This is a genomic window from Pandoraea sp. ISTKB (genome assembly GCF_001721285.1).
Lineage (GTDB): Bacteria > Pseudomonadota > Gammaproteobacteria > Burkholderiales > Burkholderiaceae > Pandoraea > Pandoraea capi.
Genome location: NZ_MAOS01000013.1, coordinates 55,037 through 72,844, shown reverse-complemented (window position 1 = coordinate 72,844; position 17,808 = coordinate 55,037). Strand labels below are relative to the sequence as shown.

Here is a 17,808-nt window from a genome sequence, read left to right as displayed (position 1 = left end):
CCACGGCGGTCGCAGCCGTGTCAATGGCTGCGACCGCCGGGTCTTGCCCGCACGCCTCAGACGATCAGAAGCGCTGCTGCACGCGCACGATACCGGTGTGCGACACGAAGCCCGAGCCCGCTTGCAGATCGTAACGAATCGACGCGCTCAGGTTGTTCGCGCGCATGAGCGTCACGCCCACCGACATCTCGGCCAGATCCGACACCGGGGTTGCCCCAACGGTGGTAAAACCCGTCTGACCGGTCGGATCCGCAGCAAAGCTCGCCCCGGTGGTCTGACGCGTGCGGTTGTACTCGTGCACCCAGCGCAGGCCGAACTCCGGCGTCCACGTGCCCGACGACGTCTCGAACGGCAGCGCGATCTTCGCGCCCAACGCACTGCGCACCGAGCTGCTGCCCGCGCTACCCACCGACAGTGCCGTGCCGTTGCCGCCCGTTTCCGTGTAGCTGTTCTGGTTCAGATAGCTATACGTGATGCTGGCGAGCGGCGTGACGATGGCACGACCCAATGCCAACGGCCAACCGAACTCGGCGCTCGTCGCGTATTGCTGGCCGTTGAAATTGCCGTTGGCGATGCCGTTGAAGCCCTGCATCGACACGAAGCGCTTCGAATCGTAACGCTGCAACACGACCGAACCCGTCAAGTTCACGTACCACGGCTCGCCGGTGTATGCGGCATAGCCGATCAGACCATAGCCGTTCACGCTGGAGGAATTGCCCGCCGTGCTGCCATCGTTGTTGATGACCGTGCGCGAGAACTGGAAGGCTCCCCCGGCACGCACGTGGTCGCCGAACGCGCGGTCTGCGCCGACGAGCAACCCGCCGTAATTCGCGCTGTAGCCGTCCACGCCATCACGTGCGGACTGACTCGCATGGCCGCCGAAGGCTTGCCCCCACACGCCCCAGTTGGCTGCGGCATCGCCTGTCGCAACACCGGTACCGCCCGCTTGCGCCACACGCAGGCCGTTGACGTGCGAGTTCACGACGCCCATCGAATCGAACGTCGCCGCACCCGCCGCACGCGTGTTCTGTGCCGGCGCGAGCTGCTTGCCGACGCGGTTGGCCGAATCGCCGGAGCGATCGCTCAGCGAACCGAGCGTCGCGTTGAACAGGTTGAGCAATTGCGGGTCGCTCACGCCGGTATATCCCAGCAAGCCTCGCAAGGCCGACACGGCGTTCGGCGTCGACGCGATCGTTGCATTCGTACGCGGGTCGAATGCCGGCACGCCGCTATTGTTGCTACCGCTGCCCGCTTCCGGGTTCGCGCCCGTACCACCACCGCCAATGCCTGACCCGGCGCCGTTGTTGATACCGCCGTTGCCCGTGCTGTTATTCGCCCCCGTACCGTTGGCGAGCGTCACCACCAGGTTCTTGTGGCTGCCGTTGGCAACTTCAGCGCCGCTGGCATCGAGTGTCGTCGAGCCGTTCACGCTGTACAGCAGCGAGCCCGCGTTGTAGGTCGCCGTGCCTGCGGTGTCGATCACCACGTAGCGCTGACCCGCCGCGAAGTTGTAGCCCAGCGATTGCAACGCCACACGCGACCCGGCGGCAAGTGTCGTGTTTCCACTCACCACCAGGCGACCGTAACCGCTGTCGGTCGCGGCATCACCGGTCGTGACGGCATTGCTTGCCACACCAAGTTGCAGCGTTGCGCCAGCGGACTGCGCGTAGTTACCCGAGACCTGAATGGCCTTGTTGATCTGAAGCACCGAGGCTTCGTTGTAAGCGGTGCGCGTGCCCGCCAGATCGAAGTTGTTGCCGACGACGAGATTGCCGCCGTTAAAGCGGACGTCCGCATTAGTGCTCACGATCGTGCCGCCGTACGTCGGACCAAAGCTCGTGATCGTGCCGAACGTGCCGTCGGTCGCACCGGCGATACGCAGATCGTTCGGCGAACGGTTGATGATCCACCCGGCGATCACGCCGGCGTTGTTGATCTGACCGATCGAGGACGTTGCGCTTTGATTCGAGATAGCACCGCCCAACCCCGTAATCACGCCACCGGCAAGGTTGTTGATGGTGCCGATCGCGTTGGCGTTGTAGATACCGTAATAGCCTGCCGTGAGCGTACCGGCGTTGTTGATCGCGCCAATCGTGCCGCCGTAGGTCGTTCCACTGACCGTCGTCCAGTCGTTGACGATACCCGACGAGTAGGAAGAATCAGTGGCGGTGATGCGTCCGCCCGCCAGGTTGTTGATCGTACCGATCGTGCCGCCGTAGTTGCTCAACCCGGAGAAACTGCCCACCACGGTGCCGCTGTTGGTCAGCGTATCGAGCGTCGAGCGCGGTGTGACGTTGCCCGACGGCGCGAGCATGATGCCGGTGTAGCCCGTAATCCGGCCACTGTTGTTAATCGAACCGATCTGGCCGGTGCTCCACAGACCCACGCCCGTCGAAATCGTCGAGGTGGACGTAATGGTGCCGGTATTGACCAGCGTCGTCAGCACGCCGGTGTTCGCAACACCCAATCGGCCGCCAGTGATCTGCCCGCTGTTTTCGAGACGCGTCAGGGCCGTCACGCTATTCACCCCGGCCATGTTCTCGGAGAGCAACGTGTTGTTGTTGACGAGCGTGCCGATCACGCCACCGTTGTAGATCGCCGAATCGGTCGTGCCCGTCGCATGGATCAGACCATTGTTCGTGACGCGATCGATGCTGCCGCCGTTGCCGCCGACCGACAGCGCCGACGTTCCGGTCAGCGTGCCGTTGTTCGTCAGCGTGCCGAGCGAGCCGTTGATCGAGCCGAAGGTCGTGCCGGTGATCGTCAGGTTCGCACCGTCGTACGCCCAGTCAGGGGCAACGCCCGTGGCGACACCCGGTGTAAGCGCCGTCGTGCCGCCGATGGTGCCGATGTTGGCCGGCGCAAAGATCGTCACGACCAGATCGTTGTTGCTGCCATTGCCGACCTTGGCGCCGCTGGCGGCCAGCGCGGGATAGCCGTTCACGCTGTAGCGCAGCGTTCCCTCGTTGTAGATCGCCGAACCTGCCGTATCGATCACGACATAGCGTTGGCCTGCCGCGAAGTTGTAGCCCAGCGATTGCAGCGCGATGGACGAGCCCGGCGCAATGTAAGTGTTGCCCGAAACGAACAGGCGCCCGTAGCCCACATCCGTCGCGACATTGCCCGTGGTGATCGCACCGCTGGCGACACCGATCTGCAACGTGCCGTCGGCTCCCTGCGAATAGTTGCCGCTGACGTTCAGCGCCTTGTTGATCTGGAGCACCGACGAATCGTTGTACGCCGTGCGGGTACCGGCGAGATCGAAGTGATCGTCGACCACCAGCTTGCCGCCATTGAAATGCACATCGGCGTTCGTGCTGACGATGGTGCTGGAGTACGTCGGACCGAAGCCGGTCAGCGTGCCGAACGTGCCATCGGTCGCGCCACTGATGTACAGCGTGTTCGGCGAACGGTTGATGATCCAGCCGGCAATCGTGCCCGCGTTGTTGATCTGACCGATCGAGGACGTCGGCGACTGATTCGAAATCGCGCCACCCAGCCCCTTGATCAGGCCACCGGCGAGGTTGTCGATCGTGCCGATGGCGGCTTCGCTATAGATACCGTAGTAACCGCCCGAAATCGTGCCAGCGTTCTTGATCTGGCCGATCGATCCGCCAGCCGTATTGGTCACCGCGGCGATGTCCGCCGTGGTGCCCCCCGTGGCGAGAATCTGTCCGCCCGACTGGTTGTCGAGCAGACCGAGGTAGCTGGCACTGTTCACGACCCCCTTGTTGGTGCCGGTAATGGTGCCGCTATTCGTCAGCGTCCCCATCGACGGGTTCGCCAAACCGGTCTTGGTGGAGATGACACCGTAATAGCCCGAGATCAGTCCCGTGCTGGTGTTCGTCAACGAGCCGAATTGCGCGGAGTTGAGCACACCGTAGCCATTGGCGGCCTGAATCGTGCCCGAATTGAGCGCCGACGTGAGCACATTGCTGTTGTTCAGGCCTTGCGATGCCCCCGTGACCGTGCCGGAATTCTCGAAGCGCGTGAGCGTGCCGCCGTTGCTGACACCGCCAAACGCCGCCGTCGACACCGATCCACGGTTGACCAGCGTCCCGATCGTGCCGCCGTTATAGAGACCTGAGCTACCCGAGCCGGTCGCGGCAATCACGCCGTCGTTCTCAAGACGTCCGATATTGCCCGCCGGCGAGGTCGACAATGCGTAAGCGCCGGTCAGCGTGCCAGAGTTCGTCAGCGTGCCCATGCTGCCGGTGATCGTCGCGAACGAGGTGCCGGTGACGGACAGGTTCGTGCCGTCGTAGCTCCAGTCCGGCAGCGACGCCGATGGCGTACCGGCCACGAGCGCGGTCGTTGCCCCCATGGCGCCGACATACGGCGCTGTGACCGTGACGACGAGGTCCTGATGACCGCTGCTGAAGACGTTCGCCCCCGTGCCGGACAGGTGCGGCGCGCCGTTGACGACGTAACGCAACGTCCCTTCGTTGTAGGTGGCGCTGCCCGTCGTATCGATCACGACGAAACGCTGGCCTGCGGCAAAGCTGTATCCCAGCGACTGCAAGGCGATGGTCGAACCCGAGGCAAGGCTGGTGTTACCCGAGACCAGCAGACGGCCGTAACCGGCATCGAGTCCGATATTGCCCGTCGTCACCGCGCCGGTGCCGACGCCAATCTGCAACGTGCCGTTGGCACCCTGCGAGTAGTTGCCGGTGACGAAGATCGGCCGGTTGACCTGCAACACGGACGCGTCGTTGAACGCCGTGCGGGCATTGAGGAGGTCGATGTTATCGTTCAGCAGCAGGTTGCCGCCGTTGAAGTGCACATCGGCAAACGAGCTCGCCAGCGTCCCCATCGAACCGCCGTAGCCGGTCAGCGTACCGAACGACGCGCCCGACGCGCCGGCGATGGACAATGCTTGAGACCCGCCGTACAGGACGTTCCCGACAATGGTGCCGGCGTTATTGATCTGCCCCACCGAAGCGTCCGAAGACGGATTGGTGATCGCTGCGGACGACCCGGTAATCACCCCGCCCGCGAGGTTGTTGATCGTACCGATCGAATCGACGTTATAGATGCCATAGACGGCGCCGGAGATCGTACCGGCGTTGTTGATCGTGCCGATCGAGCCATGCACCAGCGCCGAATTGACGGTGGCACTTCGGTTAGCGATGCCCACGCCGATCGTGCCGTTCGTGCCCGTAATCAGTCCACCGCTACGGTTTTCCACGGTCGTAATCGACGTGCCGCTGTTGGAAATACCCGTTTCCGTTCCGACAATGGTGCCGCTGTTGACCAGCGAACCGAGTTGCGGATTCGGCAAACCGGTATTGACCGCCGCGACGCCGAAAATGCCCGAGATACGTCCACTGTTGTTGAGTTCGCCGAACTGCGACGTATTCAACACACCATATCCGGCTGTCGCAGCAATCGATCCGGTATTGACGGCGGAAGTCAACGTGCCGCTGTTGTTCAGACCTTGCAGGAACCCGGTGATCGTGCCGCTATTCTCGAACTGGGAAATCAAGCCACCGTTGCCAATACCGCCAAACGTGCCCGTCGTCACCGATCCGCGATTGACGAAGGTGCCGATCGTGCCGCTGTTGTACGACCCGGAGCTATTACCGGTCACGTTGATCGAACCATCGTTCTCGACACGTGACACATTCGCTGCCGCAGAGAACGACAGGGCATACGTACCCGTGAGCGTACCCGCGTTCGAAATCGTGCCAAGGCTTCCCGTGATCGAGGCAAACGTCGTGCCGGAAATCGTCAGGTTCGTACCGTCGAACGCCCATGCGGGTGAGGTGAACGGATCCGGCTGCCCGCCGAACAGCGTCGTCAGGCCATCCATCGTGGCGACGGGGTTCACCGGTACGGCAAACGCCATCCCCGTCCCCATCGACGCCACGGCCACCGCCGCCACAGCGGCTGCCTTGCGCGCCCGACGGCGATCGACCGAGCGCGACTTTCCACCATGGCCGCTGGCCACTTCCGAGGCCACCTGATACATGCCCAGACTGGCGCTCCACACCACGCGATAAATGTGATTCATTTGATTTCCCAGGGTCTTTGTTTTTATTGATGCACGAGTGTCTGAATTCGGAACGGCTTGCGCGACTTTCCGGGAACTGCCAACGATCAGCACGATGCGCGCAGGCAAACGCAAACACTCCGCCGCATGAGCGAAGGGCATCAATGTCTGTCGGACTGAGACTTCGGCGAATTGCCGAAGACGGCGGAAAAGCGGAAAGCGCGGTAAGGAGCGCTATGGCCCCTTTTCGCTAATGGCGGAGACAGGCTTCGCGAAAGGTGGAAACGTTGGCACGGCCTGTGCTTGACACAGGCGTATCGATTTGGCGAGAAGCGATACGAAACATTCGGACTACCCCGTTATTATTGGCGAACGCGTTGCGTGTGTTATTTCTGGTAATTTTCTTTATCGACCGAATCCTTTCACACGCTTACCCGACTGTCAATCGCCAAACCGAATAACATCTTAAACACATGATTCTATTGAGATAAAAAGAGACTCAAAAAACAACGTCGCTCTCTGGTAAATCCTCCTCAGATCATTACAAGCCAATAATAAAAGGCAGCCCACTCTCATGGCGCCGCCTCTTATTTGTGCACAATGGTTTGTATGCCTAGAAAATCTTACAAGTGCCTTACTTGCTCCCGGGAATAAACTGATTCGTGTAAAGCGACTCCACCGGTTGCGCTGAACGCACCACCTTTTTGTCGACGTACGAGTTCTGCACGTAAGCCACGATGGCCGGGTCGAACTCTCCCGGACGCAGGCGGCTCGGGAAGACATACTTCGCGTAGTAAGTCAGCACCTTCGTCACGAAATCCAGCTTGTCGGCGTAGGTCGGCACCGCCGCTACATAGGCTTTCGACGCGGCCACCGGGTCGGCCTCGATCTCGCTCATCGCTTTCATCGTCGCCTTCACGAACCTCGCAATGGTCTCGGGATCGGACGCGATCTTCTTGTCCGACGCGATGATCGCCTGCCCCATGCCCGGCGTCAGTTGATCCGTCGGCCGGTAATGCACCTTGACGCCGGTCTCCTCGACGCGTGCGCCCCACTCCGGCGTGCCGACCAACCCGTCCGAGCGACCGTTAGCGACGTCCTGCCAGACACCGTTCGGCCCGCCCGCGTATATCGTCACGTCGCTCTTGCTCAATTTGCCTGCGGCCAGAATGCCCAGCGTGACGTAATACGACGTGTCTTCGTACGACATGACCGACAACGTCTTGCCCTTCAGGTCGCTGGCCTGCGCAATATTGCGATCCGCCCGCGTGATGAACTGATGCAACGGGTGTCCGCCGAGCAACGCCACACCTTTGACGGGAATCCCGTTGTTACGCAGCACGATAGCGGTGTCGCCAAGCGCGTCGCCGATATCGCCATTGCCCGCCGCCAACTGCTTGCCGACCGCAGCGCCGCCGTGCACGGTGATCCATCGGATCTTCAGCCCCTCCTGCGCGTAATAGCCCTTGCTCTGCGCGAGCATGAACGGCGCGAACGCCAGCTCGCCCGGCGGCGCCGCAAGCAGGAACGTCACCTCCTTGAGTGGCGCCGTGCCCTGTGCCTGAGCCGACCATGCCGTTGCTCCCAGAACGCCCGCAACCCACATACCACGTAGCACCCGCCAGCCCCTCGCCATCGGGCCGAGCCCGCACAGTTTTGCCTTTACGTTCACCTTGTCCTCGCGTTCTTGAAGTTATGTTTCGGATGAACCACACCCAACGTTCACATCCGGATCGCATCCCGATCCCATCGATCGCTACGTGTCCGCTACGCCTTGCTTGCCTTATCGGCTTCGTCGCCTTGCACTTCGCCCGCACCGTGCACCGTGAAGAACTTCGCGCCGCGCATCTTCTGCCCCACCGCCTGTTCGTACGCCTCGCGCACATCGTCCGGCTGCCCGGCCTGCCCGAAGAAGTCGTGCAGATAAGGCCCGAGTAACGGATGCGCCGACAGTGCCTCGCGCGTGAGCCCCGTCAACATCTCGTCCCGACAGGCAGACGGCAGGAACACGCGCTCGTTCTTCGCAGGATCGGTGATCAGGCCTTTGGGCGCAGCGCCACCGGCCACGGCCTCAAGCTCCTCGAAGAACTTGCGGCGCATCATCACGATGCCGCGATCGCTCGCGCCCAGCGTTTCCTTCGAGCGGTCGGTAATGCGCCCCTGTCCGGCCCACGCGGCGAAATCCTGATTCGCCACATGCGACGTGATCCAGTCGCCGTTCTCGTCGTACAGCGGGCCGTACCACGTCGGAATGCGTGTCTGGACATAGGGCTCCTGTTCCTTCGGCACGCGATTGAAGACCCAGAACACCGACAGCGTGTTTTCGTCGTCGATGGGCACGCGCCACTCGAAGTGATGCCCGAGATAGAACCCGTTCGGCCACAACGTCACGCGTCCCACCGTCCACATGACGTTCTCCTCAGTCTCGGCCGCGCGCAAACGCTTGTAGACGAAGCCATGCTCGAACTCTTCGTAAGCGGCTTTCAAGTGCGTGGGCACGTAGGCGGCGCCGGCGTCTTGCTGACGCGCCGTCCAGTTGTTGTGCGTCCATTCGAAATGCACGGGATCGATAGAGTTTTCCTGGCACTGGAACCAGTTGCAGGGAATCTCGGCCATGACCACTTGCGCGAAGCCATGCTCGTAACTGAACGGCTCCCAATCGGGCAATTCCGGCGCGGGCAGCGGCCCCATGTACGCCCACAGCAATCCGGCTTTCGCGCGAACCTCGTAGGCGGTGATGCGCGTTTTCTGACGCAGCCGCGCCGTGGGATCGACGATTTCCTCGAACGGCTGATGCGTGCACGCGCCGTCACGGCCGAACTCCCAGCCGTGATACGCGCAGCGCAGGCCGCATTGCTCGACGATGCCGAACGCGAGATCCGCGTTGCGATGCGGACAGCGCCGCTGCACCAGCCCGTAGTTGCCGGACAGATCCTTGTAGAGCACGAGGTCTTCGCCGAACAACCGGATCGGACGAACGGATTTGCCGTCGAATTCCGACACACCCGCGATGGGATGCCAATAGCGCCGCAGGTAGTCGCCCATGGCGGTGCCCGGACCGACTTCGGTGAGGAGTTTGTTCTTTTCTTGGCTAAGCATGATGGCGTCTCGAATGGCAGGGGGATGGCAGGGAGATGCGACGATTTTTGATCGCAAGACGCGCGCAAGGAACTACCGCAAAATTCAATTGAGTTGCCGTTCGTCTCAACCGCACGGCCACCCCACAAAAAAAAGCGAGACGTCATGGATCAACTGAGCGAAGTTCTGGCGGATGTGCACGCCACCGCCGTCGTCACCGGTCACTTCACACTGCACGCGCCGTGGGCGTTCGATAAGGAGGCCGTGCAGGGCATCCCCTTCCGGATCTGCCGTGGGGCGTCGTGCTGGCTTCATGTCGAAGGAGAAGACCCCGTGTATATCCGGGAAGGCGACGTCGTGTTGTTGCCGCACGGCAGCGCGCATCGCATGTCGAGCACGCCGGACGTACCCGCCGTCCCGTTCAACGACCTGCTCGCCGAGCGCGGCATCACGCCACGCTCAGACACGCCACTGGCGATGGTCGTCGGCGCTGACGGCCCGCTGTGTGAGTTGCATACCGCAATCGTGGGATTCGCCTCCGCGCACCGGCATCCGATCTTCGCGATCCTCCCGCCCATCATTCACATCCGCCACGACGACCCTGCGGTCGCCCCATGGCTCAAGGCGACGTTGCAGACCTTCATCGAGGAGTCGATGGCGTGCAAGCCCGGCTGGATGATTGCGGCAGCGCGTCTGTCCGACGTGCTGTGTGTCCAGATGGTGCGCGCGCATGTGTTGCAGAACGAACGCGTGGGCGCCCACTGGCTCAAGGGGTTGCTCGACAAGCAGGTAGGACGTGCCGTGCTCGCCATTCATCGCGAGCCCGCTGCCCCTTGGGATGTCCGTCAACTGGCGGAGCTGGCGGGCATGTCGCGTTCGCGCTTCGTGGCACGCTTCACGACGCTGGTCGGTAGCGCGCCGATGGCGCATCTGACGGGCGTGCGCATGCATCTCGCAGCCGAGGCGCTCGCGACGCGCACGCTGCGCGTGGCGGAAGTTGCGGACAAAGTCGGCTATACCTCGGAGAAGGCGTTCTCGCGGGCGTTCAAGCGCTGGGCGGGCGATACGCCACGCGCCTTCGGGCGGCGCACGCGCGATCTGCTCGATGCGGGCGCACCCGACGTGCCGGATACGGCAGGCAACGCAAACATGCACTAGCCCGAGCGACGCTCAGCACGTCCGGCGGGCTTACGCTACACTCGCCGGACCCGCTGTGGTCACTTGCTGCCCCTCTCCATCGACAGGAATTTTCATGAGCACGAACATCGAAACCATCGCCGTCAACCGTAACGACGGCTCGTCCGCCACGCTGGCCGATTACGCAGGCAAAGTGCGTCTGGTCGTGAACGTCGCATCGAAGTGCGGCCTGACGCCGCAATACGAAGGGCTTGAGCGCCTTTACGAAGACAAGCGCGCCGCCGGTCTGGAAGTGCTGGCCTTCCCCGCCAACAACTTCAAGGGTCAGGAGCCGGGTACCGACGCCGAAATCCTGGAGTTCTGCACCACGCAATACAACGTCACCTTCCCGCTGTTCGCCAAGCTCTCGGCACTGGGCGACGACCGTCACCCGCTTTATACGGCACTCGTCGACGCGCAACCTGAAGCCATCGGCGAAGGCCCGTTCCGCGAACGTCTGAAGGGATTTGGCGTCGAGCGCGAGAACCGCGCCGACGTGCTGTGGAACTTCGAGAAGTTCCTGGTCGGCCGTAACGGTCAGGTCGTGGCCCGTTTCTCGCCGGATGTGAAGGCCGACGATCCGCGTCTGGTCGCTGCCATCGACGCAGAACTGGCCAAGTAAGTTGCCTCATGGGGGCTGCTGCCCCCGATGTCACCGCGCCGACGACACGGTCGCCGGCGCGTGACGCACGGCCAGCATGGCCGCCCCATCACACGCCGGTCCCCGCTTCTCGCGACAACTCGCGAAAGCAGACGCGCCGTCCCCCCAGGTCCGACGCGTCTACGATGTACCGACTCAGCGCTTGGCCGTGTCGGTCATGAACTTGCCGGTCGGCGCTTCACCGCCCTTCTTCTGGCGACGCGTATTGCCATCCAGCCCGCCATCCACCGCCCACTCCGCGAACACCGTCGGTCCCGGCTCGAAGTCGCGCGGCTGCCATTCCGGCGTGAGAATATCCTCGTCCGCGTAGTACTCGATGAGCGCGCCGCACGGATTCTTGAAGTACCAGAAATACGCCGACGAAATCGGGTGACGGCCCGGCCCCAACTGGGTTTCCCAGCCGCAACGGTCGATGTGCATGCCGCCGCCGAACACTTCGTGGATATCGCGCACGGTGAATGCCACGTGGTTCAGACCGCGTTTGCCGTTGGGTAACGCCAGCAGGAACAGATCGTGGTGGCCGCCATGCGGCGCACAGCGCATGAAGGCGCCGCGATCCGGATAGCGATCGGACAACTCGAAGCCGAGCTTGTCTTCGTAGAACGCCTGCGTCGCCGCCAGCGCGTTCGTGAAAAACACCACGTGACCGACTTCGATCGGCTGGGCACGCTCATACACCGGACTCGGCGTATTCACACGTTGCGCCGGCAGTCCCCACGGATTGGTCGGCGCACCTTGCACGTCGAGCGCTCGCTTGCTCGTCACCGTCACACGCACGGCCAGCCCATTTGGGTCGATACAGCCCGTCGCGCCATCCTTGAAGAAGTAACCCGGCTGATCGGCGAGACGGTCGGCAACCGCGGCGACTTCTTCAGCCGTCGTAACGCCCCACGTCACCTCGCGCAGCGTGGGGCCGTCTTCCATGGCGGGCGGCAACGACGGATCGTCGTGGCGCACCGCCAGCACGCGGCAACCGTTGAGCGTTTCGAAGTGCGCGCCATTGGCGTCGGCCGCCACTTCGGTCAGGCCCCAGTCGGCGAGAAACCGACGGCAAGTGTCGAGGTCGGTGACCCCGTAGGTAATTTGTTCGATGCCAAGAATCGTCATGACAGTCTCGGGAAAAGGTTCTGGGTCAGGAGATTCACAGATCCAGCGTCAGACGGTCGCCTTTGCAACCGGACACGCAGATCATCATGACCTTGTTCGACGCGCGCTCCGATGCACTGAGCACCGAATCGCGATGATCGGGGCATCCGTCGAGCACGCGCGTCTCGCACGCGCCGCACACGCCTTCCATGCAGCTATGTTCCGCGTCGATACCGGCGGCAAGCAACGTATCGAGCAGCGTCGCACCGGCCGGCACCGCGATGTCCTTGCCGGACTTCGCGAGCGTGACGACATAGCCTTCGGACGTTGCCGGCGGCGGCGCGTCCGGCGCAGCGGCGAAGCGCTCGATGTGCACGTTAGCGATACCCGCCTCGGCGCACGCCGCCTCGAAGGCATCGAGCATCACGCCGGGCCCGCAGCAGTACGCGTGCGTGCCTGCCGGTTGATCCGCCAGAAACGCCGCGAGCGATGCGGGCTTGCCGTCATGCTGCTCGTCGAAGTGATACGTCACATCGCCGCCCAGCGCGTTCAATTCATCGACGAAGGCCGCTTGCGACGCCGTGCGCGCGCAGTACAGCAGTTTGACGTTGCGCCCCAGCGCGCGCAGACGGCGATACATGCACAGGATCGGGGTGACGCCGATACCGCCCGCCACCAGCACCGTGTGCTCAGCGCTCTCCATGAGTTCGAAGTGATTGCGCGGCTCGGAAATGTCCAGCGTCATGCCGACGCGGAAGTTGTCGTGGATGAAACGCGACCCGCCCCGGCTCTTCGGGTCGGCCAGAATGCCGAGCACGTAGCGGTTGGTCTCACCGGGCGCATTCACGAGCGAGTAGCTGCGCACCAGTCCGCTCGGCAAATGCAGATCGATGTGCGCCCCCGGCGTGAAAGCAGGGAAGGCCGTGGCGCTGCCCGCCACAGGCACGAGTTCGATGCTCATGATGCCTGCCGCCTCGAAGCGAAGCGTGCGCACCATTGCCGACAGGTTTGACTTGCTCATAACACCGCTCTCTGATGTTGCTGATCTTCTTGATGGCCGCGCGGGTCAGCCCGCCACGGACAAATCGATGTCGAGACGCGCAAACGCCTCGATCTCCACACGCAATTCCGGAAATACCAGCGCGCTGACGGCCACCAGCGTCGAACACGGATACGCACCGCCGTTGGCCGCCACGTCCGCGAAAAACTCGCGGCGCGCGCGCCCGACCTCATCCTTGTCGGCAATGTCGGTCACGTACACCACGAGCTTGTAGATGTTCGCGAGACGACCGCCGCCCGCCTCGACCAGCGCGCGAATCTTGCCGAGCACGACGAGCGTCTGCTCGTAAGTCGAGAGCGGCGCTTGCGCATCGCGCGTGGCCGGATGCGCCGTCATGCCCGACAGGAGAATCTCGTTGCCGAAGCGAATGCCGTTGCTCCACGTCGCCGTGCCCAGATCGGGCACGGCTTGCGCGCGGATGCGCTCGGCCTTGAGGGGTGGATCGATCTGCATGCTTGTCTTGCGCTCCGTACCCGTTATGCCTTGCCTTGCTGGAGACGTTCGAGCTCCGCCTTCGCAAGGTTCTTCAGGTGGCGACGCAGACGCACGATACCCATGTCGTGCTGATACAGATGTTCGTTCTGATTGGCGTCCGGCTCCATGTCTTCGAGCATCACGCGGTCCTGCTCCAGCACGGCCCAGTGACGCGCTTCCAGACGATTGCGATAAAGGAAGCGCCACGTGTCGCGCTGCCAGCCGTCGAGCTTGCGGCAACGCCAGTGGAACACGGCGGCGAGCGTCGGCGAAATCGGCGTGTAGCTGCCCACGATCACGAAGTTGCCGCCGGGGCCGCCCGTCTTCGGATACGGAATTTCCAGACGCATCCAGTGCGTGCCGGTGTCCGCCCACTCGGTCCAGTCGAAGTTCACGTCGCGCTGGCCTTCCTTCTCGAACACGAAGCCACGGTCGGTGTCGCGAATGCGGAACGCTGCCGAGTTGTCGCCCTCGGCCATCGAGTGCGACTGCTTGTGCAGATACGTGCCGTGCATCGGGTCCATCACGTTATCGAGCACGTAACGGTAGTCGCCCTTCCATTCCGTGTAGCAAAGGAACGAGGAAAATTCACCGTCGGCGTCGAGTTCTTCGGGCAGCACGAGCGGGGGCGGCGTGTCGATGTTCTCGGTGGCGTTGTAGAGCCAGACGGCATCGTTACGTTCGACGATGTGGTACGCCTGCGTCGGGCGTGAGCCTTCGAGCTTGCAGCCCGGGCTGCCCGGCACACGCATCACGGTGCCGTCGCAGCGCACCTGCACGCCGTGATAGCCGCACGCAATGCGGTCGCCCATCACGATGCCCTTCGACAACGGGGCGCCACGGTGCGGGCAGTGATCGTCGAGCGCATGCACCTGATTGTCCTGATCGCGCCAGAACACGAGCTTCTTGCCGAGGCGGCGCAGCGAGACCGGCTCGCGGCCGATCATGCCCGACGGGCAGATCGGGTACCAGAGGTTTTTCAGGCCGCGCTCCAGAATGGCGTCGGCGGTAAGAATGGGCTGTTGCGTTGTCATGGGGGACGTCTCCATCGCGCGCATCACCCGCCAACGCCTGCGTGGCGGGCGACGATCGCGCTGTCTGATGTATTTACTCTTCGGCCAGTCGGGCAATCTGCGCTTTGTAGACGTCTTCCGTCCACACGTCGCCGTCCTGCGGGCCGGGGCCGGTGCGATTCAGATAAGCCACGAGGCCGGCCAGATCGTGCGTGCCGGCGGCGTAGGCGCGCTCGATGGCGTCGCCCAGCAGGCTTTCATACTGCGTCGGCACATGACGACGCGCCTGATGCGGTTCAAGATAACGGTCCATCATTTCCCTCCATTGCGAACCCGTTCGCGAATGCGCGCGTGCACGGGTACAAAGTCGTAAGTCGGATAGCATTCGGTGCGGAACACGCCCCACGCCGAGCGCTCCAGCTCGACGTTCACTGCGGGCAGCAAGTGCGGCAGCAACTCCAGCGTGACGATCTGGCCGAAACTCATCGCCACCGTCCAGGACACCACCTTCACGCCGGCGGGCGGGAAGCGTTCCCACCATTCGGCCGCCTTCAGGCGCTCCTGAAAATCGTCGAGATTGTTCGACTGATCGTGACGCAGGAACACCGTCAGCAACATCGTTTCGGATTGGGCCGTGCCCGGTGCGGTCTCACTCATCGCTGGCCTCGCATCACTGCACGAACTGGTTGGTGAACAGATCGTCCACCTTCGACTTCTCGCGAATGACCTTCTCCTGTGCGTAGAAGTCTTGCAGCTTCGTCACACGTGCCGGGTCGAATGCCCCCAGACGCTGTTGACCCGGGTACACATTGCGGGCGTAGTAAGTGAGGATCTTCTCGATCTCGGCTTCCTTGCCCTTGTAGCCCGGCACGGTGGCGCAGTATTCCTTCGCAGCGCCCGCCGGATCACGCATGATTTCGGCGACCGACTTGACCGTCGCGCGCACGAACTTGCGGATCATCTCCGGCTTCTCGGCAATGGTCTTGTCCGAGGCCAGAATTGCCTGCGCCATGCCCGGGAAGTACTTGTCGGTCGACGTCATGGTGACCTTCACGCCAGCGTCTTCGATGTTCTGCGCCCACTCAGGCGTGCCGACCATGACTTCGGCCTTGCCGGTGGCGACCTGCTGCCACACGCCTGCGGGACCGGCCCCCTGAATGCGGGCGTCGTTGCGCGTGAGACCGGCCGAGGCGAGCAGACCCAGCGTGGCGTAGAAGCCCGTGTCCTGATAAGCCAGCACGGTGATGGTCTTGCCCTTCAGGTCGGCGGGCGACTTGATGTTCGCATCGTCTCGCACCACCAGTTGGTGCAGCGTGCGGCCGCCGAGCAGCGCCACGCCCTTGATCGGAATGCCGTTCGGACGCAGCACGATCGGCGTGTCGCCCAGACCGCCACCCAGATCGCCGTTACCCGAGGCGAGCTGCTTGCCGACGTCGGCACCGCCCTGCACCGTCAACCAGCGAACCGACAGGCCTTCGGCGGCGTAGTAGCCCTTCTTCTCGGCCAGCATCAGCGGCGCGAACGCCGGCAGGTTCGCCGGTGCCGGCAGCAGGTAGGTGATCTGCTGGGTCGCCGGCTGCTGGGCCATGACCGGTGCGGCCACGCCCGCGAGTCCGGCCACGGCGCACAGGCCGGCCGTCAGGAAGGCGCGACGCGCCAACGATGCACGGAAAATCGACAACATATCTTTGCCTCGCTCAAGTTTCGGATGACCGCGATGCCCCGTGCATCGCGGCTTGCCACCATTCGCTACCCACGTCAGACCTGGCCCGCCCAAGCGAGCGGCTGATCGTTCATGCCCCAGTAAAGGCTCTTCTGGTTCGTGTATTCGAGCAGCCCCAGACGTCCCTTCTCGCGACCCATGCCGCTCTCCTTCCAGCCGCCGAACGGCGTCGAGATCGAGAACTGCTTGTAGGTGTTGATCCAGACGGTGCCCGTCTCCAACGCGCGGCCCATGCGCCAGGCGCGCTTGTAGTCGCGCGTCCAGATACCTGCGGCCAGCCCGTAGACGCTGTCGTTGGCTTCGCGCAGCAGATCGTCTTCGTTCTCGAACGGCAACACGGCCAGCACCGGCCCGAAGATTTCTTCCTGCACCATGCGCGCCTGATTCGTCAGCCCCGCGATGATGGTCGGCGCATAGAAATAACCCTGCTCGCGACGATCGCCCACCGGACGCTCCCCGCCACACAGCAAACGCCCGCCCTCTTCCAGACCGATCGCGACATAACGTTCGATGGATTCGCGATGCGCCGACGTGACCAGCGGTCCCATCTGCGTGTCTTCGCGCAGCGGATCACCCACGCGCAACTGCTTCGCCCCGGCGACGAGACGTTCGACGAACGTGTCGAAAATTGTCTTGTGGACGAACAGACGTGAGCCGGCGATGCACGACTCGCCCGACGAACTGAAGATGCCGTACAGCACACCGGCCACGGCATGGTCGATGTCGGCGTCTTCGAACACGATGGTCGGCGACTTGCCGCCCAGCTCCAGCGACACCGGCATGAGCTTTTCCGCCGCCAGACGGGCAATGCCGCGACCGACTTCGGTACCGCCCGTGAACGCCACCTTCTTCACTTTCGGGTGACGCACCAGAATGTCGCCGATGACCGAACCCTTGCCCGGCAGCACCGACAGCACGCCACGCGGCACACCGGCAGCCTCGCAGATGCGGCCGAGTTCGAGCGACGCGAGCGGCGTGACTTCCGCCGGCTTGAGTACGACGGCATTGCCGGCAGCCAGCGCCGGGGCAAGCTTTTGTGCGTCGGAGGCAATCGGCGAGTTCCACGGCGTGATGGCCGCAACCACGCCCAGCGGCTCGTGCACGCTCATCGTCAGGAAGTCGCCGCGCGACGGCGTCAGCGTCTCTTCCAGCGTCTCCAGGCACGAAGCGAAGTAGCGGAACGTACCCGCCGCGCTCGCCACGAGGGCACGCGTCTCGCTGATCGGCTTGCCGTTGTCGCGCCGTTGCAGATGTGCGAGCGCTTCGGCGCGTTGCGTGATGCCGTCGGCCACGCGATGCAACACGGCTGCACGCTGATGCGGCTTGAGACCGGCCCAGTCGGCGCGACGCCAGGCGGCGTCCGCGGCTTCGACGGCTTCGACGGCGTCGTCAGCACCAGCGGCGGCGATCTCGGCGTTGACGCTTTCGTCCGCCGGATACAGGCTCTGATAGCGCTTGCCGGTACCGGCACGCCATTCGCCGCCGACCAGAATGTCGCTCGAAAACCCTTGCAGCAAATCTTGATGGCTCATGAGGCTTTTCCTG

13 protein-coding genes are annotated in these 17,808 nt (G+C 63.3%); 2 read left to right on the top strand and 11 right to left on the bottom strand.

Annotated features, from left to right (window positions below; genetic code table 11):
* Positions 1 to 64: 64 nt before the first annotated feature.
* From A9762_RS03540 to A9762_RS03530, 3 genes are all read right to left on the bottom strand, one after another.
* Positions 65 to 6,013, bottom strand: a complete 5,949-nt coding sequence (locus tag A9762_RS03540) for an autotransporter domain-containing protein (RefSeq protein ID WP_069340671.1) — start codon at positions 6,011 to 6,013, stop codon at positions 65 to 67.
* 613 nt (positions 6,014 to 6,626) lie between these two features.
* Positions 6,627 to 7,664: an ABC transporter substrate-binding protein gene (locus A9762_RS03535; RefSeq protein ID WP_139133049.1), complete on the bottom strand. Its 1,038-nt coding sequence runs from the start codon at positions 7,662 to 7,664 to the stop codon at positions 6,627 to 6,629.
* A gap of 95 nt (positions 7,665 to 7,759) precedes the next feature.
* Complete coding sequence (locus tag A9762_RS03530) at positions 7,760 to 9,091, bottom strand: aromatic ring-hydroxylating dioxygenase subunit alpha (RefSeq protein WP_069340669.1); 1,332 nt, start codon at positions 9,089 to 9,091, stop codon at positions 7,760 to 7,762.
* Between the two features lie 144 nt (positions 9,092 to 9,235).
* Here A9762_RS03530 and A9762_RS03525 point away from each other — a divergent pair, with 144 nt between their 5' ends.
* Together A9762_RS03525 and A9762_RS03520 are read left to right on the top strand one after the other, a co-directional pair.
* Positions 9,236 to 10,228, top strand: a complete 993-nt coding sequence (locus tag A9762_RS03525) for an AraC family transcriptional regulator (protein ID WP_069340668.1) — start codon at positions 9,236 to 9,238, stop codon at positions 10,226 to 10,228.
* A gap of 94 nt (positions 10,229 to 10,322) precedes the next feature.
* Positions 10,323 to 10,868, top strand: a complete 546-nt coding sequence (locus tag A9762_RS03520; RefSeq protein ID WP_069340667.1) for a glutathione peroxidase — start codon at positions 10,323 to 10,325, stop codon at positions 10,866 to 10,868.
* A 174-nt stretch (positions 10,869 to 11,042) separates the two neighbouring features.
* Here the strand turns inward: A9762_RS03520 and A9762_RS03515 are convergent, their stop codons facing one another.
* The 8 genes from A9762_RS03515 to A9762_RS03480 form a co-directional block, all read right to left on the bottom strand.
* Positions 11,043 to 12,014 (bottom strand): VOC family protein, encoded by a 972-nt coding sequence (locus A9762_RS03515; protein WP_069340666.1) that lies wholly within the window; start codon positions 12,012 to 12,014, stop codon positions 11,043 to 11,045.
* Between the two features lie 34 nt (positions 12,015 to 12,048).
* Entirely contained in the window at positions 12,049 to 13,014 is a 966-nt protein-coding gene (locus A9762_RS03510; protein WP_069340665.1) for a PDR/VanB family oxidoreductase, read from the bottom strand.
* Positions 13,015 to 13,059: 45 nt separating this feature from the next.
* Positions 13,060 to 13,506: a RidA family protein gene (locus A9762_RS03505; RefSeq protein WP_069340664.1), complete on the bottom strand. Its 447-nt coding sequence runs from the start codon at positions 13,504 to 13,506 to the stop codon at positions 13,060 to 13,062.
* Between the two features lie 23 nt (positions 13,507 to 13,529).
* Positions 13,530 to 14,561, bottom strand: coding sequence for an aromatic ring-hydroxylating dioxygenase subunit alpha (locus A9762_RS03500; protein WP_069340663.1), 1,032 nt, complete (start codon positions 14,559 to 14,561; stop codon positions 13,530 to 13,532).
* A 73-nt stretch (positions 14,562 to 14,634) separates the two neighbouring features.
* Positions 14,635 to 14,853, bottom strand: coding sequence for a recombinase-like helix-turn-helix domain-containing protein (locus A9762_RS03495; RefSeq protein ID WP_139133048.1), 219 nt, complete (start codon positions 14,851 to 14,853; stop codon positions 14,635 to 14,637).
* Positions 14,853 to 15,197, bottom strand: a complete 345-nt coding sequence (locus A9762_RS03490) for a hypothetical protein (RefSeq protein ID WP_069340661.1) — start codon at positions 15,195 to 15,197, stop codon at positions 14,853 to 14,855. Before A9762_RS03490 ends, A9762_RS03495 begins: the two co-directional genes overlap by 1 nt.
* A 13-nt stretch (positions 15,198 to 15,210) precedes the next feature.
* Complete coding sequence (locus tag A9762_RS03485) at positions 15,211 to 16,224, bottom strand: ABC transporter substrate-binding protein (RefSeq protein ID WP_069340660.1); 1,014 nt, start codon at positions 16,222 to 16,224, stop codon at positions 15,211 to 15,213.
* A gap of 74 nt (positions 16,225 to 16,298) precedes the next feature.
* The gene (locus A9762_RS03480) at positions 16,299 to 17,795 is read right to left on the bottom strand and encodes an aldehyde dehydrogenase (RefSeq protein ID WP_069340659.1); all 1,497 of its coding nucleotides are present in this window, start codon (positions 17,793 to 17,795) and stop codon (positions 16,299 to 16,301) included.
* Positions 17,796 to 17,808: the final 13 nt, after the last annotated feature.